Consider the following 25715-nt stretch of genomic DNA (forward strand, 5'->3'; position numbering starts at 1 on the left):
AAAGTTGCGTACTCCACCGCGCATCCTTGCGCGCGAACTCGTAGTGATTGTCACCAACAAAAAAAGGGACACCAACACGGCATCCCTCTTTTAAAAAAAAACTATACGTAGTGTTTTAAACTTTCTTTTCAATTTTGATGGTGTGTACATTCATTGATTGTACTTTGATCTCTTTTTGAAGATGCGCGCTGTTATTAACCGCGCTGTTAAGGTGCGGCGCAATAACCAATGATACGATAGACATCAGCTTGATCAAAATATTCATTGACGGGCCTGAGGTGTCTTTAAACGGATCGCCTACGGTATCGCCTGTTACAGATGCTTTATGCGGTTCTGATTTTTTGTAAAACATTTCGCCGTTGATCTCCACTCCTTTTTCGAATGATTTTTTTGCGTTGTCCCATGCACCACCGGCGTTGCTCTGGAAAATACCCATCAACACACCTGATACCGTAACACCTGCCAATAAGCCACCCAACACTTCAGGGCCGAAGATAAAGCCTACGATTATCGGTGTAATCAGGGCGATTAAGCCCGGGGCAACCATTTCGCGGATAGAAGCTTTAGTTGAGATCTCTACGCATTTTTCGTACTCGGGGCGGGCTTTATACTCCATAATACCCGGGATCTCGCGAAACTGGCGACGAACCTCTTCTACCATCGCCATGGCCGCACGGCCCACAGCCGAAATACACAATGCCGAGAAGATGAACGGTATCATACCGCCCACAAATAAACCTGCCAGTACGTTGGCTTTGTAAATATCAATATGCTCGATACCTGCTACACCCACAAAGGCGGCAAATAAAGCCAGTGAGGTTAAAGCTGCCGAAGCAATTGCGAAACCCTTACCGGTAGCGGCGGTAGTGTTACCTACGGCATCTAAATTGTCTGTACGGTGACGTACTTCCGGCGGCAGTTGGCTCATTTCGGCAATACCACCGGCGTTGTCGGCAATAGGTCCGAAAGCGTCAATAGCTAATTGCATGGCTGTAGTCGCCATCATACCTGCGGCAGCGATAGCTACACCATATAGGCCAGCAAAGAAATAAGAACCATAGATACCTGCGGCTAAAACCAGGATAGGTAACACAGTAGACTCCATACCTACCGCCAAACCACCAATAATGTTGGTAGCGTGGCCTGTTGATGATTGTTTAATGATGCTCAGCACGGGGCGTTTACCCATGGCGGTATAGTATTCGGTAATGATAGACATTAGCGTACCTACCACTAAACCTACTACGATTGAACCAAAGACACCGTTTTTGGTAAATACCAGCGAACCTTCTTTAAGCACGCCGTTAGCGTCTAAATCGCGGGTTAGGTGCATGGTATCGTTAGGCAACATCCATTGCACCACAAAATAAGTAGCAATAGCGGTAAGAATAATAGATGCCCAGTTACCAATATTCAGCGCGTTTTGTACGCTGTCTGTTTCTTCTTTAATTTTAACAAATGATGCACCAACAATAGAGAAGATCAGGCCCAAACCTGCAATTACCATCGGCAATAACACGGGGGCAATACCGCCCATAGCATCGTGCGATACAATTTCTCTACCCAATACCATCGTAGCTAACATGGTAGCCACGTACGATCCGAATAAATCGGCGCCCATACCGGCAACATCACCTACGTTATCGCCTACATTATCGGCAATTGTAGCAGGGTTACGCACGTCATCCTCAGGGATACCGGCTTCAACCTTACCTACAAGATCGGCACCTACGTCGGCAGCTTTGGTATAGATACCACCGCCAACACGCGCAAATAAAGCAATAGATTCGGCACCTAAAGAGAAGCCGGCCAATACATCAAGTGCTTTAGCCATAGCTTCGCCATTTACACTGCCACCAGTGTTTACCACATACATGGTATAAAACAAAATGAACAATGAGCCTAAACCAATGATAGCTAAACCCGCAACACCAAGGCCCATAACCGTACCACCGGTAAATGATACTTTAAGCGCCTGGGCCAGGCTTGTTTTAGCAGCCTGCGTAGTACGTACGTTTGATTTGGTAGCGATACGCATACCCAAGTATCCCGCGAACGCGGAAAGAAAAGCGCCGACAATAAATGAACCGGCAATAACAGGGCTCGACGTTTCTACCGTTGTGCCGCTCCAGGCCAGCAATATAGCCGCCACTACAACAAAGTAGCCCAATACTTTCCATTCGGCACGTAAAAAGGCCATTGCCCCATCGGCAATATAGCCTGCAAGCTCATTCATTGAGGCGTCGCCCGTAGGTTGCGCTGTAACCCAGGCCGATTTGGTGATCATGAATAAGATCCCTATCAATCCAAAAACGGGGATTAAGTAGATTAAGTAAGTGTTTAAAAAATCCATAGAGGTATTAGTTTATAATTTATTTGGTTTATTACTTGGTAGTAATGTTGTTAATTGGTTTTGCAAATTAGTAAAATTAATTTCTTTACAATAGCCTGTCAATTATAAAGTTTTTTGATAAGTTTAGACTCTAATCACACACACAGTTAATGAGCAAACAAGCTGAACCCACAAAACTTAAGGCATCGCTAGGCCTGTTAGACGGTACAATGATTGTAGCCGGCTCCATGATAGGATCAGGTATTTTCATCGTAAGCGCCGATATTATTCGCAATGTTGGCTCGGCAGGCTGGTTAATAGCCGTGTGGCTCATTACCGGTTTCATGACCCTTACCGCCGCCGTAAGTTATGGCGAGTTGAGCGCCATGTTCCCAAAAGCGGGCGGTCAATACGTGTATTTAAAAGAGGCTTATAATAAACTAATCGCTTTTTTATACGGGTGGAGCTTTTTCGCGGTTATACAAACGGGCACTATCGCAGCCGTAGGTGTTGCATTTTCTAAATTTACAGCCTACTTAATACCTGCGGTGAGCGAGGACAATATCTTGTTCAGCACCATGATAGGTTCATATAACTTTAAGCTAAATGCAGCCCAACTGGTTTCTATCGTTTTAATCATTCTGCTTACGGCCATTAATACACGTGGTGTTAAAACCGGTAAGCTTATTCAAAATACTTTTACCATAACCAAGCTGGCCAGTTTATTCGGGCTAATCATTTTTGGTTTAATTATGCTTAAGGGCGATGTATGGAACGCCAACTGGACCAATGCCTGGGATATTCACCAATTAAATAAAGACGACACTACCGTAAACTATACCATGGTTGCCGCTTTAGGCGCTATTGCAGGGGCTATGGTTGGCTCTATTTTTAGCAGCGATGCCTGGAACAATGTGACCTTTATAGCCGGCGAGATGAAAAATCCGCAGCGCAATATTGGCTTGAGCTTATTTTTAGGAACCCTGATAGTTACTGTTATTTATGTAAGTGTTAACCTGGTTTATACCGGCGTATTGCCATTGCATGATATTGCCAATGCCGAAAAGGACAGGGTGGCCGTATCTGCATCGCAAGTGATATTTGGTAATATTGGCACTTACGTTATAGCCGTTATGATTATGATATCAACCTTTGGCTGTAACAACGGCTTGATATTGGCAGGTGCGCGTGTTTACTATACCATGGCAAAAGACGGCCTGTTTTTTAAGCGTACCGGCACTTTAAACAAAAATGCGGTGCCAAGCTTTGGGCTATGGATACAATGCGTTGTAGCGTCGTTATTATGCCTTAGTGGCACGTATGGCAATTTACTCGATATGATATCGTTGGTGGTAGTAATATTTTATGTATTAACCATTATAGGTATTTACATTTTAAGAGTAAAGCGCCCAAATGCCGACAGACCTTACAAAGCATTTGGATACCCGGTATTACCTGCCATTTATGTAATTATGGGCATTACTTTTTGCGTGTTATTATTGCTGTACAAACCAGAGTATTCTATCGGTGGTTTGGTAATTGTTTTATTAGGGATACCGATTTATTACATAACAAAATATTTTTCGAAGGATGAGGAGATTGAGAGCCCGGTTTAGTTTATTATTAATACTTATTACAACTGCCCAGGCAGGGGCGCAAACATCATTACAACAAAAAATAGCTACAGCTTTTAACAAGCTGCAGGCTGATAGCCAGTGTAGGTACGCATCAGTATCCTTAACCGTGTTAGACGCCAAGACAGGTGAACAGGTATTTGCCGCTAACCCCAAAATGGGTTTGGCGCCGGGGTCTACCTTAAAATGCATTACCAGTATAACCGCGCTCAACGCGTTGGGTAAAGATTATCAGTTTAGTACCGTAATAGGCTATCGTGGCAGTATTACTGCGGATGGTACACTTAACGGTGATATCATTATCCATGGTAATGGCGACCCTACCCTGGGCAGCTGGCGTTGGGAAACAACTAAAGAGCGGATAATTTTTAACCAGATTATAGCTGCCCTTAAAACGGCGGGTATTAAGCGTGTAAACGGCAGTATTATTGGCGATGACGCGGCTTACGGCACACAGGCTATCCCCGATGGATGGATAAATCAGGATTTAGGCACGTATTACGGTGCCGGAATATCTGCATTATGCTGGCGCGAGAACCAGTTTGCAGTAAAGCTGCGTACGGGTGCTGTCGCCAGCCCAATTGGCATAGCAGGTACGCAACCCAACATGCCCTTCCTCAGTTTTAAAAGCGAACTTACCAATGGCGCAGCAGGCACCGGCGACCAGGGCTACCCCTACCTGCCGGCAACCAACAGCAATGTAATGTATCTGCGCGGCACCTACGCTATAGACAAAACCCAAAAGACTATCGCCACCGCCTCTCCCGACCCGGCTTATGATTTTGCCTGGCACTTAACCGATACTTTAAAAACATTAGGCATTGCTGTTAGCAGTACGCCCGAATCGGCCACGACCTTGCGGAACAAGAACCTACCGATGCCCCAGGCCGGTTTAAGTTTGCTCACGCTGAAATCGCCGGCGTTAAGCAGCATTTTGTACTGGCAAAACCACATCAGCATCAACCTGTTTGCCGAGCAGGTACTTATAGCCAGCATCCCTCAAAACACGTTAAAGCCAAACACAACTAACGCTGTTAAAGCCTTGCAAAGCTTTTGGACCACCAAGGGCATAGACGCCAATACGCTCAATATCTTCGATGGCAGTGGCCTGTCGCCGGGTAACCGGGTAACAACGCTCACCATGGCACGTATTCTTCAATCGGTAGTAAAAGAGAGTTGGTACAGCGCATTTTACGAAAGCCTGCCCGTTTATAACGATATGCACATGAAAAGCGGCAGCATTAACAGCTGCCAGGCCTACGCCGGTTACCAAACCCATGCCGGCCGCCAGCTATGCTTCAGCATTATTGTGAATAACTATAATGGTGGCGGAAGGGCTATTAAGGAAAAGATGTTTAAGGTTTTGGATGAGTTGAAATAAGGCCTTTTGGTTACTATTATAGTAAGCCCCGGGTATATGGTGAAATCGTTCCTTCAGCCTTAGTATTTCAGCAATCAATTTTGGCAATTGCCGGGTAGAATCCATTGGCCTTATCTGGCCTGTTTAGACGGTAAATTCCTACCGTGAAACGTTTATAGGACATCCTGAATACTTTATTAAATCATAAGTTCAAAAATGAGTTTTATCTATAATTAAAAATCTATATTGCCATGGTAATAATTCCCCTAAAAATTGAAATTAAACTCCCGCAACAAAACTAATTTTCGTCATATTCGTAATACAGAACTTATTGGTGCAGTTGAAGTATGATGAACAAAGAAATAAGTGAAGCCGATCGATTAAAAGCCCTTCATAATTATAATATATTAGATTCTATCAGCGAGAAGGATTTTGACCGTTTAACCAAGCTTGCTTCCTTAATATGCGACACACCTATTTCGCTTATCTCCCTTATAGACAAAGAACGGCAATGGTTCAAATCCAACGTTGGAATTGATGTAAAAGAAACCCCACGCAATTTAGCTTTTTGTCTTCATACCATAAACGATACAACCATATTTCAGGTTGAAGACGCCACAAAAGACGAACGCTTTAAAAACAATATTTTAGTTACCGGCGACCCGGGCATAAGGTTTTATGCGGGTTGCCCTTTAATTGACAATGATGGTTTTGCACTAGGCACTTTATGTGTTATTGACCGTAAACCCAAGGTGCTGACCGAAAGCCAAAGGGAGGCCTTAGCAATTTTAGCTGAAGAAGCTATCGCGTTAATTATAGAGAGAAGAAGCAAACAGGAAGTTAAACAGTTTGACCATTTATTCAGCTTGACTGACGACCTTATTTGCATCGCAAATACCAATGGCTACTTCAAGAAAATAAATCCGGCGTTTGAAAAAGTATTGGGCTGGGACAAAGCTTACCTCTTAGCTATTTGCTCAATAGACCTGGTTCATCCGGACGATTTAAAGAGCGCCGAAAACGATCTGCAGCAATTTAGGGATGGGAAAGGCCAGCTATCCCCGGTTCACCGTGTGCGAACCAAATCGGGAAGCTATAAAACGATACAGTGGCATACTACGCTGGACGAAACAAGTGGTGAACTATTTTGCATAGGGCGCGATATTTCTCTAGAAAAACTAAAGGAAGAACAGTTAAAGGATAGTGAGGATAAGCTCCGGGTGTTTTTTGAGAACTCGCAAGGCTTAATGTGTACCCATGATCTGGAAGGCAGGTTTTTGTCGGTAAACAACGCAGGCGCAGCGATATTGGGTTATAGCACCCAAGAGGTTTTAAAACTTAGCCTTTTCGATATCGTCCCCGACGATAATCATCCTCAATTAAGGGCATACTTATCAAAAATTATTAAAAAAGGCCGGGCGAAGGGCCAAATGGTTACCATGCACAAAGATGGCTCAAGCCGTATTTGGTTATTTAACAATGTACTCGAAAATGAATTTTATGTGATTGGGAACGCCATTGACATTACCCAGCGCTATCATCTTGAAAAGGACCTTGAACACGTAAAGGGAATATTAGAACAAACCAATAAAGTGGCAATGGTTGGCGGCTGGGAGTATCTACCTCAATCTGAAAAAATACATTGGTCCTCTGTTACCAAGGAAATTCATGCAGTAGCGCCAGATTATGAGCCGGAATTAGCAAGTGCTATTAATTTTTATAAAGAAGGGGCCGGCAAGGAGACTATTACCGCGTTGCTTAAAAAAGCAATTAGCGACGGTAGTGGTTGGGATGTAGAGTTGCAGCTAATTGATGCTAACGGAAAAGAGATTTGGGTACGGGCAATCGGTCATGCAGCGTTTGAGGATGGTGTTTGTAAACGTCTGTTTGGCACCTTTCAAAATATTGATGATTATAAACTAACCCAACTGTCTTTACAGGCCTCAATTGCGAAGCAGGAGGAGCTGAACACCGCGCTTAAAGAGCAGGTTGAGCTTGTAAAGCTGCAAGATCAAACCATACAAACCATACAAGAATTTAAGTTTTTGGCAGATTCCATACCGCAAATAATTTGGACATCGCAACCTAGCGGTAATTTAGATTACTATAACCAGCACTGGTTTGAATATACCGGCATGACCCTGGAGGAAACTCAGGGCTGGGGCTGGGAGCCGGTGTTGCACCCGGAAGATCTGGATAATTGCGTTAAAGTTTGGACCGAGTCAATTGAAACCGGGAAACCATATGATGTAGAATATCGTTTTAAGAGGGCGGCCGATGGCGCATATCGCTGGCACCTGGGACGCGCCCTGCCAATGAAAAACGAAAAGGGCGAAATTGTGAAATGGTTTGGCTCATGTACAGATATTGACGAATATAAAAGAGCACTTGACCTGGAACGCAAGATTAGCCAGTTTGAAGATTTTAACCGCATGGTTGCGCATAATCTTCGTGGCCCTGCAGGAAGTATGGGCATGATTATTAATATGCTGGAAACCACAACGGAAGAAGAAGAACGGGCCGAACTGTTGGACATGCTTAAGCAATCAAGTGGAAGCCTTAACCAGACGCTGGAAGAACTGATGAAGGTTTTGGAAATACGATTAAATAAAGGTATTCCTTTTGAAGAATGTAACACAGCCACAATACTACAGGGTGTAGAGAACATGCTAAAAGGTGAAATATTTTCAAAAAAAGCAGTTATTTCCTCCAATTTTGAGGTGACAAATATCAGTTATCCACACGTTTATCTCGAAAGCATTTTCTATAACATGATAAGCAACGCTCTGAAGTATACAAGGCCAGGGGTGCCCCCACAAATTATGATTACGGCGAAAAAGAGTCATGACCGCATTGAGCTAAGTTTTAAGGATAACGGACTGGGCATCGACTTGGAGAGGCATGGAGAAAATATATTTAAATTAAATAAAATCTTTCACCATGGATTTGACAGTAAAGGGGTTGGCTTGTTTATGACAAAAAATCAAATTGAAACATTTGGGGGTAGCATAACAGTTGAAAGCCAACCCAATGCAGGCACCGAATTTAAAATTTTAATATAGAAAAAGAACTTGGTGTTAGCGTAATTGATGCTGCTCGGTCTTGTAGCTTTCGGTCAGAACACTAAACCATCCAAACCGTGCCCACCATTCACTCTAACTATATAAAAGCGCAGCGGCTAATGATATTTTTGCTGATTGCGGGGTTTATTTATCTTTTCTTCTCCCCTGCTTACGCTAACACAAGTAGTCGTAATAAAATACTGATGTCTTTTGCATTAATGTTTTTCGGGGGACTTAATGTTTACCTGCTTGGCAAAGGATATTGGTGGCTTAAATATGCAATGTCGATATTATTTGTGTTGAGTTATGCAAAACCATCTACGTGGGCATATCTGGCCAAACTAGACACTATTAGCCTTATTTCGACAATTTTCAGGACCGGTATTAATTTATGGATTTTATGGTTACTGTTTAAAGTACCCAACCAACTGACGTCAAACAACAAAGGCCCCGATCTCCCGGAGCCTTTATAATATTTAGTACTTAATAAAATTCCTTAAAACAGGTCTGTAGTGGGCCAGGTGCCAACTGCCAGTATTTGCGTTGACATAGTATTATACAGATCGTCCAAAATAGTATTTGGGTTACTTTCTGTACGGGTATTGGCTAATATAACAAAGCTGTAATTATTGTTTAGCCTGCTTAAAATGGTAGATGTACCTGATATGGAGCCTGTATGGTACCAGTTGGTATAACCAAAGTAAGTTGGCAGTAATAAACTTCCACTAATAAGATCGGTTTTAACGCTTTGCCTGTCTATCTTAACCATCAGCCTTGCCAAATCGGTAGCCGAGGCTACCCATCCGCCGTGCGAATCCATGCGCTGGATGTTCATACTATAAGGATTAAATTCAGATTGATAATATTTTACCTCTTTAGGCAACCGTTCCGCCAGCGTGCTGCCACCGATGCGCATTTGCGTAATGCCACAAGGCGCCAGGATATTGGTTTTAACATAATTTTCGTACGTCATGCCGGTAACTTTTTCAATTACGCGCCCTAACACGCTATACCCAAAATTTAAATAATAAGAAGTAGCACCAGGCACCGTAGTCAATGCGCGGTTAGCCAACAGGTCTGTAATTAATTGCGCTTGGGTGATGTTAGTGGCAGAAAACATAGGATCTGTAGGGGAGTTGATCCAGCCCGAAGTATGATCTAACAGGTGTTTTACAGTAATCTGATCTTTGTTTGAACCTACGGGCGGTGCACCATAGTCGTTACCTAAAATACCCCCTGTACCAAATACTTTTTGGTTTAAAGAGATAGTGCCTGCCTGCACCAGGTTTAAAATAGCTATAAAAGTAATTGGTTTTGATAAACTTGCAATTCTGAATAGATGGTCGTTGGCTAAAGTGGTATTGGCTTCTTTATCTGCCAAGCCGTACGATTTAACGTACACCAATTTCTCATCTTTTATGATAGCGATAGCTACCCCGGGAATGTTGTATTGGGTTAACTTAGCTGCTATAGCATTATCTATGGACGCTATGTTTATCGGGGCTGCGGTAGTGTTAAACGAAACTTCATTACCGTAAGCTGTACCTGCAGCGTTAGTTGCGTAAGCACGGGCGTAATATAATGTACCCGAGGTTAGGCCGCTAAGCGATGCTGTATATTCGCCCGCACCCACACCAGACGCTACTTTGCTGTTTGAAATAATAGGAGACGCGGTAGTAGCATAACAAATGCCACGTTCGGTTACAGTTGAACTCCCTTCGGCGGTTACTGATCCGCCAACAGTTGCTCCGGTCAGGGTAACGCTGGTTGCCGCGGATGTGGTCAAAGTTGGAATGGTTCCTGTAGTAGCAGCGGTAGTGGTAAACGTAACCTCGTTACCATAAGCTGTACCTGCCGAATTAATGGCGTAAGCACGGGCGTGGTATAACGTGTTAGCGGTTAGGCCGCTAAGCGATGACGAAAAACTGCCGGCGCCTGTACCTGAAGATATTTTGCTTCCGGAAGTGTTAGGTGCTGCGTTAAGCCCGTAGCAGATGCCCCGTTCTGTAACTGAAGCACTGCCTTGATTGGTGACAGCACCAGAAACACCGGCAGTGTTAGCGGTTATGACAGTAGCAGCATCAGTACTTACGCTAGCCAGGGTTGCTTGATTTGTATCGGGCACAGGTTGCCCGGGGGTGCCCGATTTGGAACAGGCTAAAAAACCTGCGACTAACAAAATCGCAACTAACGATTTAAAGTGATAGCGTTTAATCATGATGTAAGGGTTTGATAACGCTAATATATAAATAAAACAACACGTTGCAAATCAACTATATATAATTTTTTAAACTGCTTTTATCGAAATTATAAGTACCAGCTTGTCGATCAAATCTCAGCCGCCTTTAAACAACAAAAGCCCCGATCTCCCGGAGCCTTTGTAATATTTAATTTTCAGTGTCAATTCGAACGATATATATATACATTGCTAAGTCGGCGACTTTAATGTGTATAGACTTCTCTCGTTGGTCGAAATGACAAAACCTGTGATTAGTCGTTTATAGCTTTAACGCCAGGCAATTCTTTACCTTCCATATACTCTAACAAAGCGCCACCACCGGTTGATACGTAGCTTACTTGTTTGGTAAGGCCAAATTTAGACACTGCTGCTGCCGAGTCGCCACCACCGATTAATGAGAAAGCGCCGTTTTGCGTTGCTTTAACAACCGCATCGGCTATAGCTTTGGTACCTACTGCAAACTTGTCCATCTCGAACACACCCATCGGGCCGTTCCAAAGGATAGTTTTTGATTCGGCAACAACTTCGCTGAATACTTTAACAGTTTCAGGACCGATGTCTAAACCCATCCAATTGTCAGGGATAGTACCGGTTTTGGCAACGCCTGTGTTAGCATTAGGCGAAAAATCATCGGCCGTAATGTTGTCTAAAGGTAATAGCAGGTTAACGCCTTTGTCTTTCGCTTTTTGTATCAGGCTAAGTGCAAGGTCTAATTTATCCATCTCAACCAATGATGTGCCTATGTCGCCACCGCTTGCTTTTGCAAAAGTGTAAGCCATGCCACCACCGATGATCAGGTTATCAACCTTTTCTAACAATTTTTCAATTAACTGAATCTTGTCAGACACCTTTGAGCCACCCATAATAGCGGTGAAAGGTTTTTCGGCATGGTTTAATATCTTTTCGGCGTTAGCTAGCTCGCTCGCCATTACATAACCAAAGTATTTAGCGTCAGGGAAAAACCCGGCCACAATAGCTGTCGATGCGTGCGCGCGGTGAGCTGTACCAAAGGCGTCGTTTACGTAGATGTCACCAAGCGCAGCTAATTTTTCTGCAAATGCTTTATCACCTTGCTCTTCTTCCTTATAAAAACGCAGGTTTTCTAATAACAAAACCTCGCCGCCTGACAAAGCTTTAGCTTTCTCAATAGCCTGCTCGCCAATGCAATCATCGGCAAACTCAACCAGCTGGCCCAACAGGTCAGACAGGGCTGGAATGACATGTTTTAAAGAATCCTTTTCGTTAGCGCCATTTTTTGGCCGGCCCAGGTGCGACATCAGTATCACCGCGCCTCCATCTGTTAAAATTTTCTTGATGGTAGGTATAGCAGCCGTTAAGCGGTTATCATCAGTAACATTACCGTTTTCGTCTAACGGAACGTTAAAATCAACGCGGATAAGGGCTTTCTTGCCTGTAAATTTTATTTGGTCTATCGTTTTCATTCTTTATGCTGGTCTGTTTTAAAAGTTCGCCAAAATCAGCATTTAATTCTGAAAAATGAACCAAAAAATAAAAAATATGCGCCCTTTAGCTTAAAAACCGATGGATAATACCAAACGTTTAACAAAAATTTAACGTTGTAATTATGTAGACACAATTAGGCGATCTTTAAGTACAGCACATGGTGCAGCCCTGCCGGCGGTAATTCAAACTCGCCGGACACGATTTCGAAACCCGCGCTTTGGTAAAATTTAAGGGCCCGTTTACGGCCATTACACCACAAGTAGTTAGCCTTTTGACCCTGCAGATATATAAGAGCAAAGTTTAGCATTTTTGTACCTATACCCTGCCCGCGAAACTGCTCGATAGTTGCAACACCACGCATTTGGTATCCTTCGCCTTTGTACTGGCCATAATGTTGCCTGTGCATAGATAATATGCTTACCAACTGGCCCTTTATAAAGTAGCCCAAATGCAAAGAACCTTCTGCGTTATCTGTTGGGTAACGCATGTCTTTGGGCGCTATCTTGCCACTACGCAACTCGCTGCTGCGTAAGGCCAGCACATCTTCTACAGAAACAAATTTAATCATGTATCAGCTTTAATTTTTCAACCAGATCGGCTAAACGGCTCGAGTACCCCATTTCGTTATCATACCAACCCACAACTTTAACTAAGCCGCCCACAATGGAGGTTAGTTGCGCATCAAAAACGCAGCTATGGGTGTTGCCAACTATGTCGGCGGATACAATAGGGTCCTCGGTGTATTCCAATATGGTTTTCATGTCACCTTCGGCAGCTTGCCTAAAGGCCAGGTTTATGTCTTGTACGTTAGGTTGTCTGTTTAAGATACAGGTAAAATCCGTTAAAGATCCGTTTAATACGGGTACCCTTATACCTGCCCCACCTAATTTGCCATCCAGATGCGGAAAGATAGAGGTTATAGCCTTTGCGGCCCCGGTAGTGGTAGGTATAATAGACGCCGACGCGGCGCGGGCCCGGCGCAAGTCTTTATGTGGCATATCATGCAGGCTTTGGTCGCCCGTCATGGAGTGTACGGTGGTAATATAGCCGTCAACAATCCCCCAATTATCGTCCAGTATCTTTACCATGGCAGCCACGTTATTGGTAGTGCACGACGCGTTAGAGAGGATTGGCGAACGCAGATCAATCTCTTTATCATTAACCCCTAAAAGCACCGTAGGCACCTCTTTGTCGCTTGCCGGCGCAGATATGATAACCTGCTTGGCGCCAGCCGTTAAGTGTTTCTGAGCACCTGCCTTTGATACAAATTTACCGGTCGATTCTATGACCAGGTCTATCTTCAGCTCTTTCCAGGGCAGCAGTTCAGGGTCGCGCCGGGCCAGTACTTTTATGGGTTTGTTGTTGATGATAATGTGGCCGGCATCGTAAGTAACATCACCTTTAAAACCACCGTGTACAGAATCGTATTTAAATAGGTGCGCAAGGGTTTGCGTGTCTGTAAGGTCATTAATTGCCACTACCGTTATACCAGTTTTGTCCAATATGTTACGTAAAAAAATACGGCCAATTCTACCGAATCCGTTTATCGCTATCCTCATTATACAACATAAGTAGGCTACAAACTTAGTAAAATAGTTAAGGCCTGCCCTAATTTTTAGAACAAACAGACACTTAAATGAGAAAGCAAAAAGGAGTGCTGATTATGCAAACAAATTGCGCAAAGCCAATGTTTCGCGCTCGCGGGACCTGATCATGAAGGTAATTGCCCAGTTAAACAACATAGAGCTTCCAAAAATGATAGCTATGAGCAGAAAGTTACCGAGCCCCGTAAATAAATAGGTGAGCGCAATAGTAACAATATTCAAACCTGCAAGTGTAAGTGTGGTTTGCAAATGTGTATAACCCAAACGTAGCATGCGGTGATGGATATGGTTTCTATCTGCTGTAAATGGTGATATACCGTTAATAATACGCAGACAAAACACGCGAAGGGTATCAAATATAGGCCCTATTAAAATGGCTATAGTTAAGGCTGGGGCCGATGCTATATATGCTACATTTGCAACCTCTACATTGTTAAGCTCAATTAATTTAATAGCCATTACAACAGTTATTAAACCAATAAACAAAGAACCGGTATCGCCCATAAATATTTTTGCGGGGGTGATATTAAACCTTAAAAACCCAACAATAGCGCCTACCAGCATTACGGACACTACTGCAAACTCATACTGTTTGGTATAAATAAATAATGCAGAAAAAGCGCTATTGGCTATAATGCCGGTTACACCAGCCAAGCCATCAATACCATCAATCAGGTTAAAAGCATTAATAATCATAATAATAACCACTACTGATAAGGCTGCACTAACCACAAAAGGTAAATCGTACAAACCAAATACACCATACATACTGGTTAAACGGATATCGCCCAAAACTACCAATATTAAAGCAACAATAAACTGAACAGCTATTTTTGTGATTGAATTAACGCCTGACAAGTCGTCTTTTAACCCCATAATAAACAATATTATGCTGGCTGTAAGTAGATAACCTACCGGGAAATTTTTGTCGATAATACTTAAAACAAGCGCTGTAACCGTGAAACTCATAAATATAGCAACGCCACCTAAACGCGGGATACCCTGATCATGCTGTTTCCTGAAATGACCAATATCGTCATACAAATGACGGGCACGTGCAACATGTAAAATAGAAGGAATGACCGCTGTAGAAAACGACCCCGCAAAAACTAATATGCAGATATAATAGATTGTTTGATGATGTAAAAAAAGCTCGGGCATGTAATTTATTATTAATGCGTTAGCATTTGTTTATCTAAATGTAAATTAACTAAGACTCGCACCTTCACTTTAAATCAATTAAAAATATTAAGCAAAAATTAAGCCTTTTATATAAACTGAAATAACTTTCGTATGGGTTTACAAACAATACAAATACGAGGAAATAATACCCCATTTTTACCCATGGCCTTGAAATCATTTCCCCACGCTTTAAAACGATTCCTGTAATTTTGATTACTTACACCGCCTACCGCCATATTAACCATTACTTTATTTAAATATTGTGTGGTTGCTTTGTGTGCGTGTACAAACCGTAACATTAACTCATAATCAGCAGCGGTGCCATACTGCGTGTCGTACAACCCATGTGTTTCAAAAAGTTGCCGTCTACAATAAAATGTTGGGTGGGGTGGCATCCATCCCCAATTAAACATTCCATGCGTATAAGTTCCTGACCGCCATTTACGTAACACAAATCCATTTGGATTTATATAATTCAAATTTCCGTATAAAACTTGCGTATCCTGCTCCTTAAATGCTGCTGCTACGCTGCTAATTACATTATTGGCAGCAAAATAATCATCCGCATTCAATATACCTATAACGTCGCCGGTTGCCATTTTAATGCCCTTGTTCATGGCATCATAAATACCAGTATCCGGTTCTGATACAAAAACTTCAACCTGCGATTGGTATTGGCTGATAATCTGCAACGTGCCATCAGTAGATGCTCCATCAACAATAATGTACTCTATATTAGCATAATTTTGCGCTATAACAGATTGGATACAACGGCTCAAGGTATTTTGAGCGTTGTAGGTGACTGTAATTATAGAAATTTTTAAATGCTGCACTTTAAAAAACGCTATTTAAGGTACAAAATATGTAGTTTTGGGATTAAGCTAAGTATTAAGCCTGTTTGATTATACATATATATGCGTTATATCACTACTATATACCTGTTTTTAGCGTTTACAATAACATCATGCTCATACAAACAAACACAGGTGCTGCTTCAACAAAATGCCACTGATACTGTGGCTACTAAAAGCTACGCAAATATAAGTAATTATCAGATCAGACCTCACGATATTCTGCAAATTACCAATGTGCAGGCCAACAAAAGCCTGGTTGATATTACTGCAGGCGTGGCCCAAACCAATACAGCCCTCGGGGGGGCGCAAATAAACGCAGATAATTACGCTGTTGAAGATGACGGTACAGTTGCCTTAACAGGCCTTGGCCGCGTTAAAGTAGCCGGTTTAACCCGCGTAGCGGCCAGAAACTATATTGAAAGCCTGTATGCCAAAAATATTTTAACCAACCCTTTGCTTGATGTTAGAATAATTAACCTTAAAGTTACTTTGCTTGGCGAAGTTAAAACCCCGGGTCAAATTGTATTAACGCATGATAATACCAGCCTGATTGAAGTGCTTGGCCAGGTAGGCGGATTGTCAGACAAAGCCGACAACAAGACTGTACAAATTATCAGGGGCGGTCAAACCCCTAAAACCGATATTATTGATCTGAGCGATGCCCGCGTGCTGGCAGACCCGCGGCTTATCGTACAAAATGGGGATGTTATAGTAGTTGCACAAAATAGCAGGGCCATACGTAGCGAGAAGTTGCAGGATTTTTCAAGCATAGCCTCGCCGGTTTTACTGGTTATTAATACGGCGTTGATTATTTTAACACTTATACGCCGGTAAATGGAAGAGCTACAAAAAACCGCGCCTAAACTACCCAGCCAGGAGTTTGACTATTACAAGATCTCGAAAATTTTGTTAAGCCGATGGTATTGGATAGCAGGCTCTGTTTTGGTTTGCTACCTGGCGTCAAATGTTTATTTGTGGTATACCCCCAAAATTTACGCTACATCGGCCATTATTAAGTTCGAAGAAAAAAAATCAGAAATTTCAGACATTGTTGGCAGCAGCACGGGCACCGACCGCGCCATGGCATCGCGCATACAAAGCGAAGTTGTGGTACTGCAAAGCACCCCTATGCTGTTAAACGCAGTTAAACACCTCGATTATCAGTTTAGTTTTTATGTTGTAGGCCGCGTGTTAAACCGCACTAATGAGCTTTATCCTTCAAAACAAATTGATATACAGCTCATTAAATTTGACAGCCTTAACTTCACGCACGATCTGATCACTTATAAGCCAATTGACAAAGCAACCTTTAGTATCAGTTATAAAGCAGGCAATCAAGAAATTACCCAGCAATGCAATTATAACAGACCGTTTACTGTTGGGCCAACCTCATTTAGCCTTAAATATCCCGGCGAACTGCCAAGTACGTCATCCATTATTTTTAAACTTAACTCGCCCGAGGATTTTGTGGGGCGGATACGCGAAGGGTTGCTTGCTGGAGAGCCGGCTAAAAACTCAAGTTTAATATCGCTAACGCAAACAGATGTTAACCCCATTTTTGCGGCCGATGCGCTGAACGCGTTGGTGAAAGAATATGTTAACTATGACCGGATACAACGCCGCAAATCTGCATCGCAAATGATCGAGTTTATTGACAGCCAACTTGACTTCCTGTCACAAAAACTAAGCGTATCCGAAGGTTCTATACAACAGTATAAGCAAAGCAATAAAATGCTGGATGTTACTGCGGCGTCAGATCGTGTGTTGGGCGAATCTAAAGAGATCGAGTCGCAAATATCTATTATAAAGCTCGATTTAATAGCTGTTGATCAATTACAAAAAGACGTAGTTAAAGGCAAGGATAATGTCAATCTAAACTTTACCAGCGGCGGTGGCATAAATAACCCCGAACTGTCACAGTATATTACAAGCCTCAACTCGCTGCTCACAGGCAAAAACTCGCTACTAAAGTTATATAACCCTAACTCTATACAGATACATGACGTTGACCAGCAAATTTTACAGGTTAAAGCTAACCTGATAAGCAGCATCGGCGTAGCGCGCAGACAACTGGAAACGAAGCAAAAATTTTTAATGGAGCGCCTGGCCCCCGTTAACCGAAAAATAAGCGAACTACCTGTTAATGAGCGCGAACTGGTTGGCCTTAAACGTGATTTTGATGTTAATGATAAGGTATACTCTTTCTTATCAGAGAAAAAACTTGACCAGGAGATATTAAGCGCCGGGATATTGCCGGGTGCTACAATAATTGATCTGGCACAACCTAATTTTAGCCCCGTAGCGCCAAACGTAAGCAACATACATCGCAACGCGCTAATGCTTGGCCTTGCAATTGGCCTTGGTTTTATTGTTTTCATCAGGATCTTAAATCCGTATATTTATGATAAGGAAACAATTGAAAGTCTTACAACCGTACCTATCATAGGCGTTATCAGGAAATTTCCTGAAGAGATAGACGAATTTAGCAGCCAGATTTTGGCCATCAGTAAGCCGAAATCAATTTTTGCCGAATCGGTAAGGGCAGTACGGACCAACTTAAACTTTTTGGCCTCTGATAAAAAGAGCAAGGTTATATGTATTACATCAGAAGTAGCCGGCGAGGGTAAGTCATTTGTGGCTGTTAACCTGGCCAGCACACTGTCTCTTATTGATAAAAAGGTAATTATTATAGCTGCCGATTTAAGGCGATCAAAGCTTCATAAAACTTTCCATGTGCCCAATGATATGGGCCTGAGTAATTACTTGTCCAATCAATGCACGGTGGACGATGTAATTAACCATTCAAACCAAAGCGGGCTTGACTTTATTGTGTCGGGACCTGTACCACCAAACCCTTCAGAATTATTGCACACTGCCCGGCTTAAAGAGCTTATTGCAACTTTGAGCGATCGTTATGATATCATCATGGTAGATACGGCGCCAATTGGTTTGGTGTCAGACGCTATACCACTCATCAAAATAAGTGATATTAACTTGTTTGTTATCCGCTCGGGCAAATCTAAATTTTACGCCGCCACCATACCGCAACGTATTGCCCAGGAATATAAGCTTGACAATACCGTTATTGTACTTAACGCGTTTGCGCAAGACCTGCTTCACTCCAGGTATTACACTACAAAATATACCGGCGAAAATTACGGCTCCACTTACTATTATTACTCAGACTATACCGGCTATGAAAGCTCTGGTTATTATGTAGATAACATTGAAGATAAATGGTGGCAGGTGTGGAAATGGTTCAAAAAGTAAGCTACTAACAGCATAATGGCCTTACTACTTAATACTGCTCATTATAAGTGGTATCCCGTTTATACCCAGCCCAGGGCCGAAAAGAAAGCTCACCAGGCCCTTTGCGACAAGGGTATAGAAACTTATTTGCCGCTACAACGTAAACTTAAACAATGGAGCGACAGGAAAAAGTGGGTTGAAGAGCCATTTTTAAAATCGTACTTGTTTGTGCGTATCACCGACCATGCCAGGCCCGACGTTTTAATGACAAAAGGCGTAGCGCGCTTTCTGTATTTTTCTGGACAAGTAGCTACCATGCCCGATAGGCAAATGCAAGACCTTAAGCTGCTGATGGCTAGCCCGTATGAGCTTGAAGTTACTGAAGAGGACCTGCAACCCGGCGAAAAGGTTATTATAAAAGCAGGGCCGCTAAAAGGGCTGACCGGTAACATGATATCATACCGGTCGCAAAAGCAATTGATGCTGCGTATTGACAGTTTAGGCTGCTCAATAGTTGTAAATATGGCAGCATCATTAATTGACAGATTTTAATATATTAAACCTCACAAATAATAGGCATTGTTAATGCCTATACTTCTTATCCCGGCACTTAATACAAACAAACAAAGTGCTAATAATTAACAGGTTACGTTGTAAAATGTGACTTACCGGGCGAAGCTATGAACTTACCTGAACATGTGCAGAATAGCCGGAACAATAGCTAAACAACATAATACAGCAGCGCTGCGCGCAAACGTTGCAATTATGTGCAATGCGCTTAAGCATGGCGGGCCGGACGATGAAGGCTTTTACGCTGACGAAAATGCAGGCCTTGTATTTGGGCATCGCAGGCTATCCATTATTGATCTGAGTAATAACGGGCACCAACCCATGCCCGATGCCGGCAAAAAGGCCTGGATAACCTTTAATGGCGAAATATATAACTATCTTGATTTAAAAAGCGAGCTAGTTAAACTTGGCGCGCGCTTTAACTCAAATAGCGATACCGAGGTAATTATTCAAGCCTACCTACACTGGGGCACCGCGGCTTTTGCAAAACTGCGTGGCATGTTTGCGTTTGCCTTGTTTGATACCGTTAAAGCCCTAACCTACCTGGTGCGCGATAGCCTGGGGATAAAACCGCTATACTATCATATAGACAAGGGGCAATTAAGTTTTGCCTCAGAAGTCAGAGCATTAAAAGTGGCAGGAATCGCTACAGAAACTAATAAAAGCTGGATGATACGGTTCCTGGCGTTTGGCCATGTGCCCGAGCCCGAAACTACATTAAAAGGCGTATTCAACCTACCAAAAGGAAATTATTTACGCTGGGATCATAACAAAGAGATCCACCATATTTCGTCATATCAAAACACGCAGGTACCTGAGCTTATTAATGATATTGAAACAGCCAAAGAAGTTATAGCCAATGGCCTTAATAAAGCCATTAATCGTCAGCTTATTGCCGATGCGCCTATCGGGGTGTTTTTAAGCGGGGGAATTGATTCGAGTATCATTACGTTGTTAGCCGCCCAATACAGGCAGGAGCATTTAAAAACAATATCCATATTTTTTGATGAAAAGGCCTATGATGAAAGTGCATATCAGCAGGCCGTTTTAAATAAAATTGAAGGCGAAAAGTTTAGCCACCTTGTAAAGCAAAGCGATTTTCAAGAAGCGCTGCCCACCATTATTAATGCAATGGATATGCCTACCACCGATGGAGTTAACACGTGGTTTATAAGCAAATATGCACGTCAGGATGGTGTAAAAGCGGTATTATCGGGCGTAGGTGCCGATGAACTTTTTGGCGGCTACCCATCTTTTAACCGGATGTGGGTAACGGGCTTGTTAAGGTCCCTTCCATCTGCGGCATTGGCGCAAGCAGGCAAACTGCATATAGACGTATTAAAACGGGTTAGCTATATGACTAATGATCATTACCTTGCCGATTATCTTCTCCTTAGGGGATTATTTACACCTTTAGAGATAGCGGGGATATTAGATTGTAGCCACCAAGAAGTTATCGATACCTTATTCGCACCGCCTAATATCGACTTTAAAGGCATGTCTAATAAAGAAAAGGCTGCCTGGTTTGAGAGCAATTTATACATGCAAAACCAATTGCTGCGTGATACCGATGTAATGAGTATGAGCCACGGACTGGAAGTGCGGGTGCCGTTTTTGGACGAAGATTTTCAGCAAGCGGTAAGTGGTATCACCAATGCCATTAGGTTTGATAAGCGCCGGCCAAAAAAAATATTGATAGACACATTTGCAGACCTGCTGCCGAAATCTGTTTGGGACAGGCGTAAAATGGGTTTCAGCTTTCCCTTACAGCAATGGATGGCACAAAACTTAGAAATAGTAGCCGAGGACGCCTATACAGGTAAAAAAGCAAAGAGCGTAATCAAAGCATTTAAAGGTAACAAAGTGCATTGGTCTAAAGCCTTTGCGTTGTATCAGCTACAAAAGCATGCCTAAAAAAATCACGCTTCTTACGCTGCAAACTTTTAGCTCCACTGGCGGCATTCAAAAAATGACCCGCACACTTGCCCACGCACTTACCGAAGTGGCGCGTCGTAACCAATGGACATTTAAACTATGGTCTGTTTATGATCGTGACAGCGACGTAATGCCGCAATACATACTGCCGGCAAACTTTACGGGATTTGGGTTAAAGCGCCCGAAATTCACCGTTAAATCGCTGGCGTTGGCACATACCTCTGACGTTGTGATATTGAGTCATATAAACATGGCTGTTGTGGGGTTGGCCATTAAGTTACTTAACCCAAGCTGCAAAGTTTGGGTTATAGCGCATGGCATTGAGGTTTGGCGGCCGCTCTCAAAGGTTAAGAAGCTACTCATCGAAAAATGTGATAAAATAATCTGCGTAAGTAATTTCACCAAACAGGAAATAATACGCAGGCACCAAACCAATGCTGGTAAATGTGTGGTACTGAATAACGCGGTCGACTCGTTTATGGTGCCCCCTACCAACTTTACAAAACCCGCCTATTTGTTAGATAGATATAAACTTAGCAAGGAGGATGTGATACTTTTTACCTTAACCCGCCTTGCCGCTACCGAGCAATACAAGGGTTATGAGCAGGTAATAAAGGTGATAGACAAATTAAAGCTTAAAATACCAAACATTAAATACGTGCTGGCCGGCCAGTATGATGCTATTGAAGAAGCCCGTATAAAGCAACTGGTGGCCGAGCACCACGTAGAAGACCATGTAATTTTAACCGGCTTTATACCAGAGAAAGAATTACCTGACCATTTTATTATGGCCGATTTATTTGTATTGCCAAGTAAAAAAGAGGGATTCGGGATAGTGTTTATAGAGGCGCTGGCTTGTGGCCTGCCGGTTATTTGCGGTAATGTGGATGGCAGCATGGACGCGATAAGAAACGGCGACCTGGGTCACGCAGTAAACCCGGACGATTTGGAAGAGATTGAAAACACCCTCGCTCAATATTTAAAGCAACCCTTAACCATTGAAAAAAGAGCAGCGCTGCAAAAGCAATGCCTGCAACATTTTAACGAAGATATATACATTGACAAACTACACCAACTGCTTACCGAATGACCGAGGCTGAAGACGAACAATGGGACATTGAACTAAGTCCCAAAAGCAACCCTTTTCGCCTGGGCATTAAAGACGTTTGGCATTACCGCGATTTGCTGATACTACTGGTAAGACGCGATTTTGTATCGTTTTACAAGCAAACTATATTGGGCCCGCTTTGGTTTTTTATACAGCCTGTTATCACTACAATAACTTATACCGTAATTTTTGCCAACCTGGCTGGCATACCAACAGACGGTGTACCCGCCCCCCTATTTTACCTGGCCGGCATTACTATCTGGAATTACTTTGCCGACTGCCTAACCAAAACATCAACTGTATTTAAAGACAATGCCGCCATGCTTGGCAAAGTGTACTTTCCCCGACTGATAATGCCACTTAGCATTGTGTTTTCAAATTTGATAAAGTTTGGGGTGCAGTTTGTGCTTTTTTTGGGCGTCATGGCATTTTATATGATTAAAGGCTACGCCATTGCCCCAAACATAGCGATGTTATTATTTCCGCTGATGATTTTATTGGTTGCGGCGCAGGGCCTCGGGTTGGGTATGATCATATCTGCAGTAACTACCAAATATCGCGATCTGGCCTTCGTGGTATCTTTTGGCGTACCATTGCTAATGTATGTGGTGCCTATAGTTTACCCGCTATCCACCGCCGAAGCTACTTATCCCGCGTATGCGGCAATAATACGCTACAACCCCATTACCGCCGTGTTAGAAACGTTTAGGTACGGCTTTTTAGGTAAAGGTGCTTTTAGCTGGCAGCTATTAGCATACAGTACAGGCGTTACAGCTTTATTGTTTGTTGCCGGTACGGTGGTATTTAACCGGGTTGAAAAAAACTTTGTAGATACGGTTTAATGACTAAAGTAATTAAGGTAGAAGGACTTTCAAAGGCATATCAACTTGGCGACTTTGGCACCGGCACCATATCGCGCGACCTTGAGCGGTTTTGGGCACGTATTAGAGGCAAGGAAGATCCGTTCTTAAAAATTGGCGAGGTTAACGACCGTACTGCTAAAAGTGACAGCAATGTTGTATGGAGCCTTAAAGATATCAACTTTGACGTTAACGCCGGCGATGCTGTAGGTATCATAGGGCGTAACGGCGCGGGTAAAAGCACGCTGCTTAAAATTTTGAGCAGGGTTACATCACCCACAACCGGGTCGGTAAAAGTTAAAGGGCGCATTGCCAGTTTACTGGAGGTGGGCACGGGCTTTCATCCCGAACTTACCGGGCGCGAAAACATCTTCTTAAACGGCGCCATACTGGGTATGCGCAAAGCAGAAATAAAGCGGAAATTTGACGCTATTGTAGATTTCGCAGGCGTTGAGCGTTACATAGATACCCCGGTAAAACGTTATTCGTCCGGCATGTACGTGCGGTTGGCGTTTGCGGTAGCGGCTCACCTGGAGTCTGAAATATTAATAGTTGACGAGGTACTTGCCGTTGGCGATGCCGAGTTTCAAAAAAAATGCCTGGGCAAAATTGGCGATGTTAGCAAAGGCGAAGGCCGAACAGTACTGTTTGTGAGCCATAATATGGGCAGTATCAGGCAATTGTGTACCAGCGCCATGCTGTTAAATAATGGCCAGCTTGTAGCGCAGGGCAATGTAGAAGAAACCCTGGGGATCTACCTTAAATCAAACATACATGCTAATGGCTTATTGGCAACGTACAAACACCAGGGCACATTAGTAAATAGCATACAGTTTAAAGAATTTTCTATCAACGGCATTAAAAATCAGGAAGCTGTTTTTTCGCCTTCAGACCAGCTTATTGTTAACCTGCAATACAGTTGTAAACAGGCAGTACCAAAATTCAGGTCGTCTGTTAATTTCTATAAAGACGCGGTATTGGTTTTTACCATCCAAAACAAACCGTGGCCCGCAGCATTGGCCGAGGGAGACTACAACGAAAGCTTTGTTATTGAACCTAACCTGTTAAGGCCGGGCAACTACACTATTGGGGTAGGCGGCCATGACGGTGACCCCATAAGCGCCGGCCACGAGTGGATCTATATTGACGAAGCCTACTCCTTCTACATCGCTAGCGAGTGGAACGATGTAAATGATTTTTCTGCCAAGGGACTTATCAATATCCCGCACAAACCGCTTTAATGCAATACCAGTACAAACCTTATAACGCCCAATGCCCCGTTTGCACGCATACTGCGAATAAGCTATTGTATACTGTTAATGCCCGGCAGTCGGCAAACCATTTTATACAAACCATGGGCGCTAAAGAAATCTCGCTTGACACGTTAGCGCAAAAAATAGACAGCCTGTGGGGTAAAAACACGGCATCAGTTATCAGTTGCAGCAACTGCGATTTTGTATTTGCTGATCCCTTTGTTGCCGGCGACGCGGAGTTTTACAACTTGTTGCCGCACTCGACCACAGCAAACGACACCAATTGGAAATGGGAGTTTGAAAAGTCCTTCCAATGCATCAGTCAATTAGCGGCTAGTGACGCGAATTTGCAGCTGCTTGAAATTGGTGCCAGTACGGGCGGTTTTGCTAAGCGCATAGCCAAGCTTATTAAAAAAGAAAACATCATATGCTTAGAACATTCAGCATTTGGGGTTAACGCAATAAAACAAGCGGGTATAACGGCTCACAGTTGGGATGTTCGGGATCTGAATCAGAAGGGTGAGTATGCCAACAAATTTAATATGGTATGCCTATTCCAGGTACTGGAACATATGGATGATCTGGACACCATATTCAAAACCTTCAATTGGGTTTTAAAACCAAATGGCCGTGTGTTTATCGGTGTACCAAATGCCGATAAGATAAAATTTAATGAGCTTAACAACGCCTTGCTTGATATGCCGCCTAATCATATTGGCAGGTATAGCGATAAGACTTTTAAGTTTTTAGCCGGTAAATGGGGTTTTAACATCACCGAAACTGCTATTGAACCTTATACGCCGTTGGATGTAATGAAGACGGTAATGTATTACCAATCGTTGCAAAGGCGCCAATTACCGCCGGTAGCCAATACGCTTTGGTACCGGGTAAATGAATATATCCGGATAAAATACCTTCGCCTTCAGGCTGCCTTGTGGCATAAAAAACTGGGCGAAACGCTGTGGCTGCAACTTACAAAAGCAGCCTAATGAAACCTTATAGTAACATC

General features: G+C 43.0%; 19 protein-coding genes. 12 read left to right on the forward strand and 7 right to left on the reverse strand.

What is annotated here, in order from left to right:
- Window positions 1–115 precede the first annotated feature (115 nt).
- Window positions 116–2353 carry a sodium-translocating pyrophosphatase gene (locus tag ACFSYC_RS06155; RefSeq protein WP_377124623.1) on the reverse strand — a complete coding sequence of 746 codons (2238 nt, stop codon included), beginning with the start codon at window positions 2351–2353 and terminating at the stop codon, window positions 116–118.
- Between the two features lie 149 nt (window positions 2354–2502).
- Between ACFSYC_RS06155 and ACFSYC_RS06160 the strand changes: the two genes are divergently transcribed.
- The 4 genes from ACFSYC_RS06160 to ACFSYC_RS06175 all read left to right on the forward strand — a co-directional run bounded on the left by ACFSYC_RS06160 (window position 2503) and on the right by ACFSYC_RS06175 (window position 8861).
- Window positions 2503–3948: an APC family permease gene (locus tag ACFSYC_RS06160; RefSeq protein WP_377124625.1), complete on the forward strand. Its 1446-nt coding sequence runs from the start codon at window positions 2503–2505 to the stop codon at window positions 3946–3948.
- Window positions 3923–5347 carry a D-alanyl-D-alanine carboxypeptidase/D-alanyl-D-alanine endopeptidase gene (gene dacB / locus ACFSYC_RS06165; RefSeq protein ID WP_377124627.1) on the forward strand — a complete coding sequence of 475 codons (1425 nt, stop codon included), beginning with the start codon at window positions 3923–3925 and terminating at the stop codon, window positions 5345–5347. The genes ACFSYC_RS06160 and dacB overlap by 26 nt, the downstream gene beginning before the upstream one ends.
- A 326-nt stretch (window positions 5348–5673) precedes the next feature.
- Window positions 5674–8388, forward strand: a complete 2715-nt coding sequence (locus ACFSYC_RS06170; protein WP_377124629.1) for a PAS domain S-box protein — start codon at window positions 5674–5676, stop codon at window positions 8386–8388.
- 203 nt (window positions 8389–8591) lie between these two features.
- On the forward strand, window positions 8592–8861 hold the full coding sequence (locus tag ACFSYC_RS06175; protein WP_377124631.1) for a hypothetical protein: 270 nt from the start codon (window positions 8592–8594) through the stop codon (window positions 8859–8861).
- A 23-nt stretch (window positions 8862–8884) separates the two neighbouring features.
- On the opposite strand, the gene ACFSYC_RS06180 is transcribed toward ACFSYC_RS06175, so the two are convergent.
- The 6 genes from ACFSYC_RS06180 to ACFSYC_RS06205 form a co-directional block, all read right to left on the reverse strand.
- The gene (locus ACFSYC_RS06180) at window positions 8885–10606 is read right to left on the reverse strand and encodes a serine hydrolase domain-containing protein (protein ID WP_377124633.1); all 1722 of its coding nucleotides are present in this window, start codon (window positions 10604–10606) and stop codon (window positions 8885–8887) included.
- Between the two features lie 272 nt (window positions 10607–10878).
- Entirely contained in the window at window positions 10879–12069 is a 1191-nt protein-coding gene (locus ACFSYC_RS06185; RefSeq protein WP_377124635.1) for a phosphoglycerate kinase, read from the reverse strand.
- A gap of 155 nt (window positions 12070–12224) precedes the next feature.
- The gene (locus tag ACFSYC_RS06190; RefSeq protein ID WP_377124637.1) at window positions 12225–12659 is read right to left on the reverse strand and encodes a GNAT family N-acetyltransferase; all 435 of its coding nucleotides are present in this window, start codon (window positions 12657–12659) and stop codon (window positions 12225–12227) included.
- Complete coding sequence (gap, locus tag ACFSYC_RS06195) at window positions 12652–13650, reverse strand: type I glyceraldehyde-3-phosphate dehydrogenase (RefSeq protein WP_377124639.1); 999 nt, start codon at window positions 13648–13650, stop codon at window positions 12652–12654. Before gap ends, ACFSYC_RS06190 begins: the two co-directional genes overlap by 8 nt.
- Window positions 13651–13752: 102 nt before the next feature.
- Window positions 13753–14856: an MraY family glycosyltransferase gene (locus ACFSYC_RS06200; RefSeq protein WP_377124641.1), complete on the reverse strand. Its 1104-nt coding sequence runs from the start codon at window positions 14854–14856 to the stop codon at window positions 13753–13755.
- A 107-nt stretch (window positions 14857–14963) separates the two neighbouring features.
- Window positions 14964–15710, reverse strand: a complete 747-nt coding sequence (locus ACFSYC_RS06205; RefSeq protein WP_377124643.1) for a glycosyltransferase family 2 protein — start codon at window positions 15708–15710, stop codon at window positions 14964–14966.
- Window positions 15711–15791: 81 nt separating this feature from the next.
- Between ACFSYC_RS06205 and ACFSYC_RS06210 the strand changes: the two genes are divergently transcribed.
- The 8 genes from ACFSYC_RS06210 (at window position 15792) to ACFSYC_RS06245 (ending at window position 25695) form a co-directional block, all read left to right on the forward strand.
- On the forward strand, window positions 15792–16565 hold the full coding sequence (locus ACFSYC_RS06210; RefSeq protein ID WP_377124645.1) for a polysaccharide biosynthesis/export family protein: 774 nt from the start codon (window positions 15792–15794) through the stop codon (window positions 16563–16565).
- A complete protein-coding gene (locus ACFSYC_RS06215; protein ID WP_377124647.1) occupies window positions 16566–19001 on the forward strand; it encodes a GumC family protein in 2436 nt (811 codons plus the stop codon). It abuts the gene before it with no gap.
- 15 nt (window positions 19002–19016) lie between these two features.
- Complete coding sequence (locus ACFSYC_RS06220) at window positions 19017–19532, forward strand: UpxY family transcription antiterminator (RefSeq protein WP_377124649.1); 516 nt, start codon at window positions 19017–19019, stop codon at window positions 19530–19532.
- A 144-nt stretch (window positions 19533–19676) separates the two neighbouring features.
- Entirely contained in the window at window positions 19677–21464 is a 1788-nt protein-coding gene (gene asnB, locus ACFSYC_RS06225; RefSeq protein ID WP_377124651.1) for an asparagine synthase (glutamine-hydrolyzing), read from the forward strand.
- Window positions 21457–22575 (forward strand): glycosyltransferase family 4 protein, encoded by a 1119-nt coding sequence (locus ACFSYC_RS06230; RefSeq protein ID WP_377124653.1) that lies wholly within the window; start codon window positions 21457–21459, stop codon window positions 22573–22575. Before asnB ends, ACFSYC_RS06230 begins: the two co-directional genes overlap by 8 nt.
- On the forward strand, window positions 22572–23435 hold the full coding sequence (locus tag ACFSYC_RS06235; protein ID WP_377124655.1) for an ABC transporter permease: 864 nt from the start codon (window positions 22572–22574) through the stop codon (window positions 23433–23435). Before ACFSYC_RS06230 ends, ACFSYC_RS06235 begins: the two co-directional genes overlap by 4 nt.
- The gene (locus tag ACFSYC_RS06240) at window positions 23435–24694 is read left to right on the forward strand and encodes an ABC transporter ATP-binding protein (RefSeq protein WP_377124657.1); all 1260 of its coding nucleotides are present in this window, start codon (window positions 23435–23437) and stop codon (window positions 24692–24694) included. The genes ACFSYC_RS06235 and ACFSYC_RS06240 overlap by 1 nt, the downstream gene beginning before the upstream one ends.
- Entirely contained in the window at window positions 24694–25695 is a 1002-nt protein-coding gene (locus tag ACFSYC_RS06245; RefSeq protein WP_377124659.1) for a class I SAM-dependent methyltransferase, read from the forward strand. The genes ACFSYC_RS06240 and ACFSYC_RS06245 overlap by 1 nt, the downstream gene beginning before the upstream one ends.
- Window positions 25696–25715 lie beyond the last annotated feature (20 nt).

Origin of the sequence: Mucilaginibacter antarcticus (assembly GCF_042686155.1) — a bacterium.
GTDB lineage: Bacteria > Bacteroidota > Bacteroidia > Sphingobacteriales > Sphingobacteriaceae > Mucilaginibacter > Mucilaginibacter antarcticus.

Bases quoted from the DNA above. Each gene is read 5' to 3' on its own strand.
- ACFSYC_RS06175 (WP_377124631.1), top strand. From the start codon at position 8,592: ATGTCTTTTGCATTAATGTTTTTCGGGGGACTTAATGTTTACCTGCTT.
- ACFSYC_RS06200 (WP_377124641.1), bottom strand. From the start codon at position 14,856: ATGCCCGAGCTTTTTTTACATCATCAAACAATCTATTATATCTGCATA.
- ACFSYC_RS06240 (WP_377124657.1), top strand. From the start codon at position 23,435: ATGACTAAAGTAATTAAGGTAGAAGGACTTTCAAAGGCATATCAACTT.
- ACFSYC_RS06220 (WP_377124649.1), top strand. From the start codon at position 19,017: ATGGCCTTACTACTTAATACTGCTCATTATAAGTGGTATCCCGTTTAT.
- ACFSYC_RS06155 (WP_377124623.1), bottom strand. From the start codon at position 2,353: ATGGATTTTTTAAACACTTACTTAATCTACTTAATCCCCGTTTTTGGA.
- ACFSYC_RS06190 (WP_377124637.1), bottom strand. From the start codon at position 12,659: ATGATTAAATTTGTTTCTGTAGAAGATGTGCTGGCCTTACGCAGCAGC.
- gap (WP_377124639.1), bottom strand. From the start codon at position 13,650: ATGAGGATAGCGATAAACGGATTCGGTAGAATTGGCCGTATTTTTTTA.
- ACFSYC_RS06170 (WP_377124629.1), top strand. From the start codon at position 5,674: ATGATGAACAAAGAAATAAGTGAAGCCGATCGATTAAAAGCCCTTCAT.
- ACFSYC_RS06235 (WP_377124655.1), top strand. From the start codon at position 22,572: ATGACCGAGGCTGAAGACGAACAATGGGACATTGAACTAAGTCCCAAA.
- dacB (WP_377124627.1), top strand. From the start codon at position 3,923: ATGAGGAGATTGAGAGCCCGGTTTAGTTTATTATTAATACTTATTACA.
- ACFSYC_RS06230 (WP_377124653.1), top strand. From the start codon at position 21,457: ATGCCTAAAAAAATCACGCTTCTTACGCTGCAAACTTTTAGCTCCACT.
- ACFSYC_RS06215 (WP_377124647.1), top strand. From the start codon at position 16,566: ATGGAAGAGCTACAAAAAACCGCGCCTAAACTACCCAGCCAGGAGTTT.
- ACFSYC_RS06180 (WP_377124633.1), bottom strand. From the start codon at position 10,606: ATGATTAAACGCTATCACTTTAAATCGTTAGTTGCGATTTTGTTAGTC.
- ACFSYC_RS06245 (WP_377124659.1), top strand. From the start codon at position 24,694: ATGCAATACCAGTACAAACCTTATAACGCCCAATGCCCCGTTTGCACG.
- ACFSYC_RS06210 (WP_377124645.1), top strand. From the start codon at position 15,792: ATGCGTTATATCACTACTATATACCTGTTTTTAGCGTTTACAATAACA.
- asnB (WP_377124651.1), top strand. From the start codon at position 19,677: ATGTGCAGAATAGCCGGAACAATAGCTAAACAACATAATACAGCAGCG.
- ACFSYC_RS06160 (WP_377124625.1), top strand. From the start codon at position 2,503: ATGAGCAAACAAGCTGAACCCACAAAACTTAAGGCATCGCTAGGCCTG.
- ACFSYC_RS06185 (WP_377124635.1), bottom strand. From the start codon at position 12,069: ATGAAAACGATAGACCAAATAAAATTTACAGGCAAGAAAGCCCTTATC.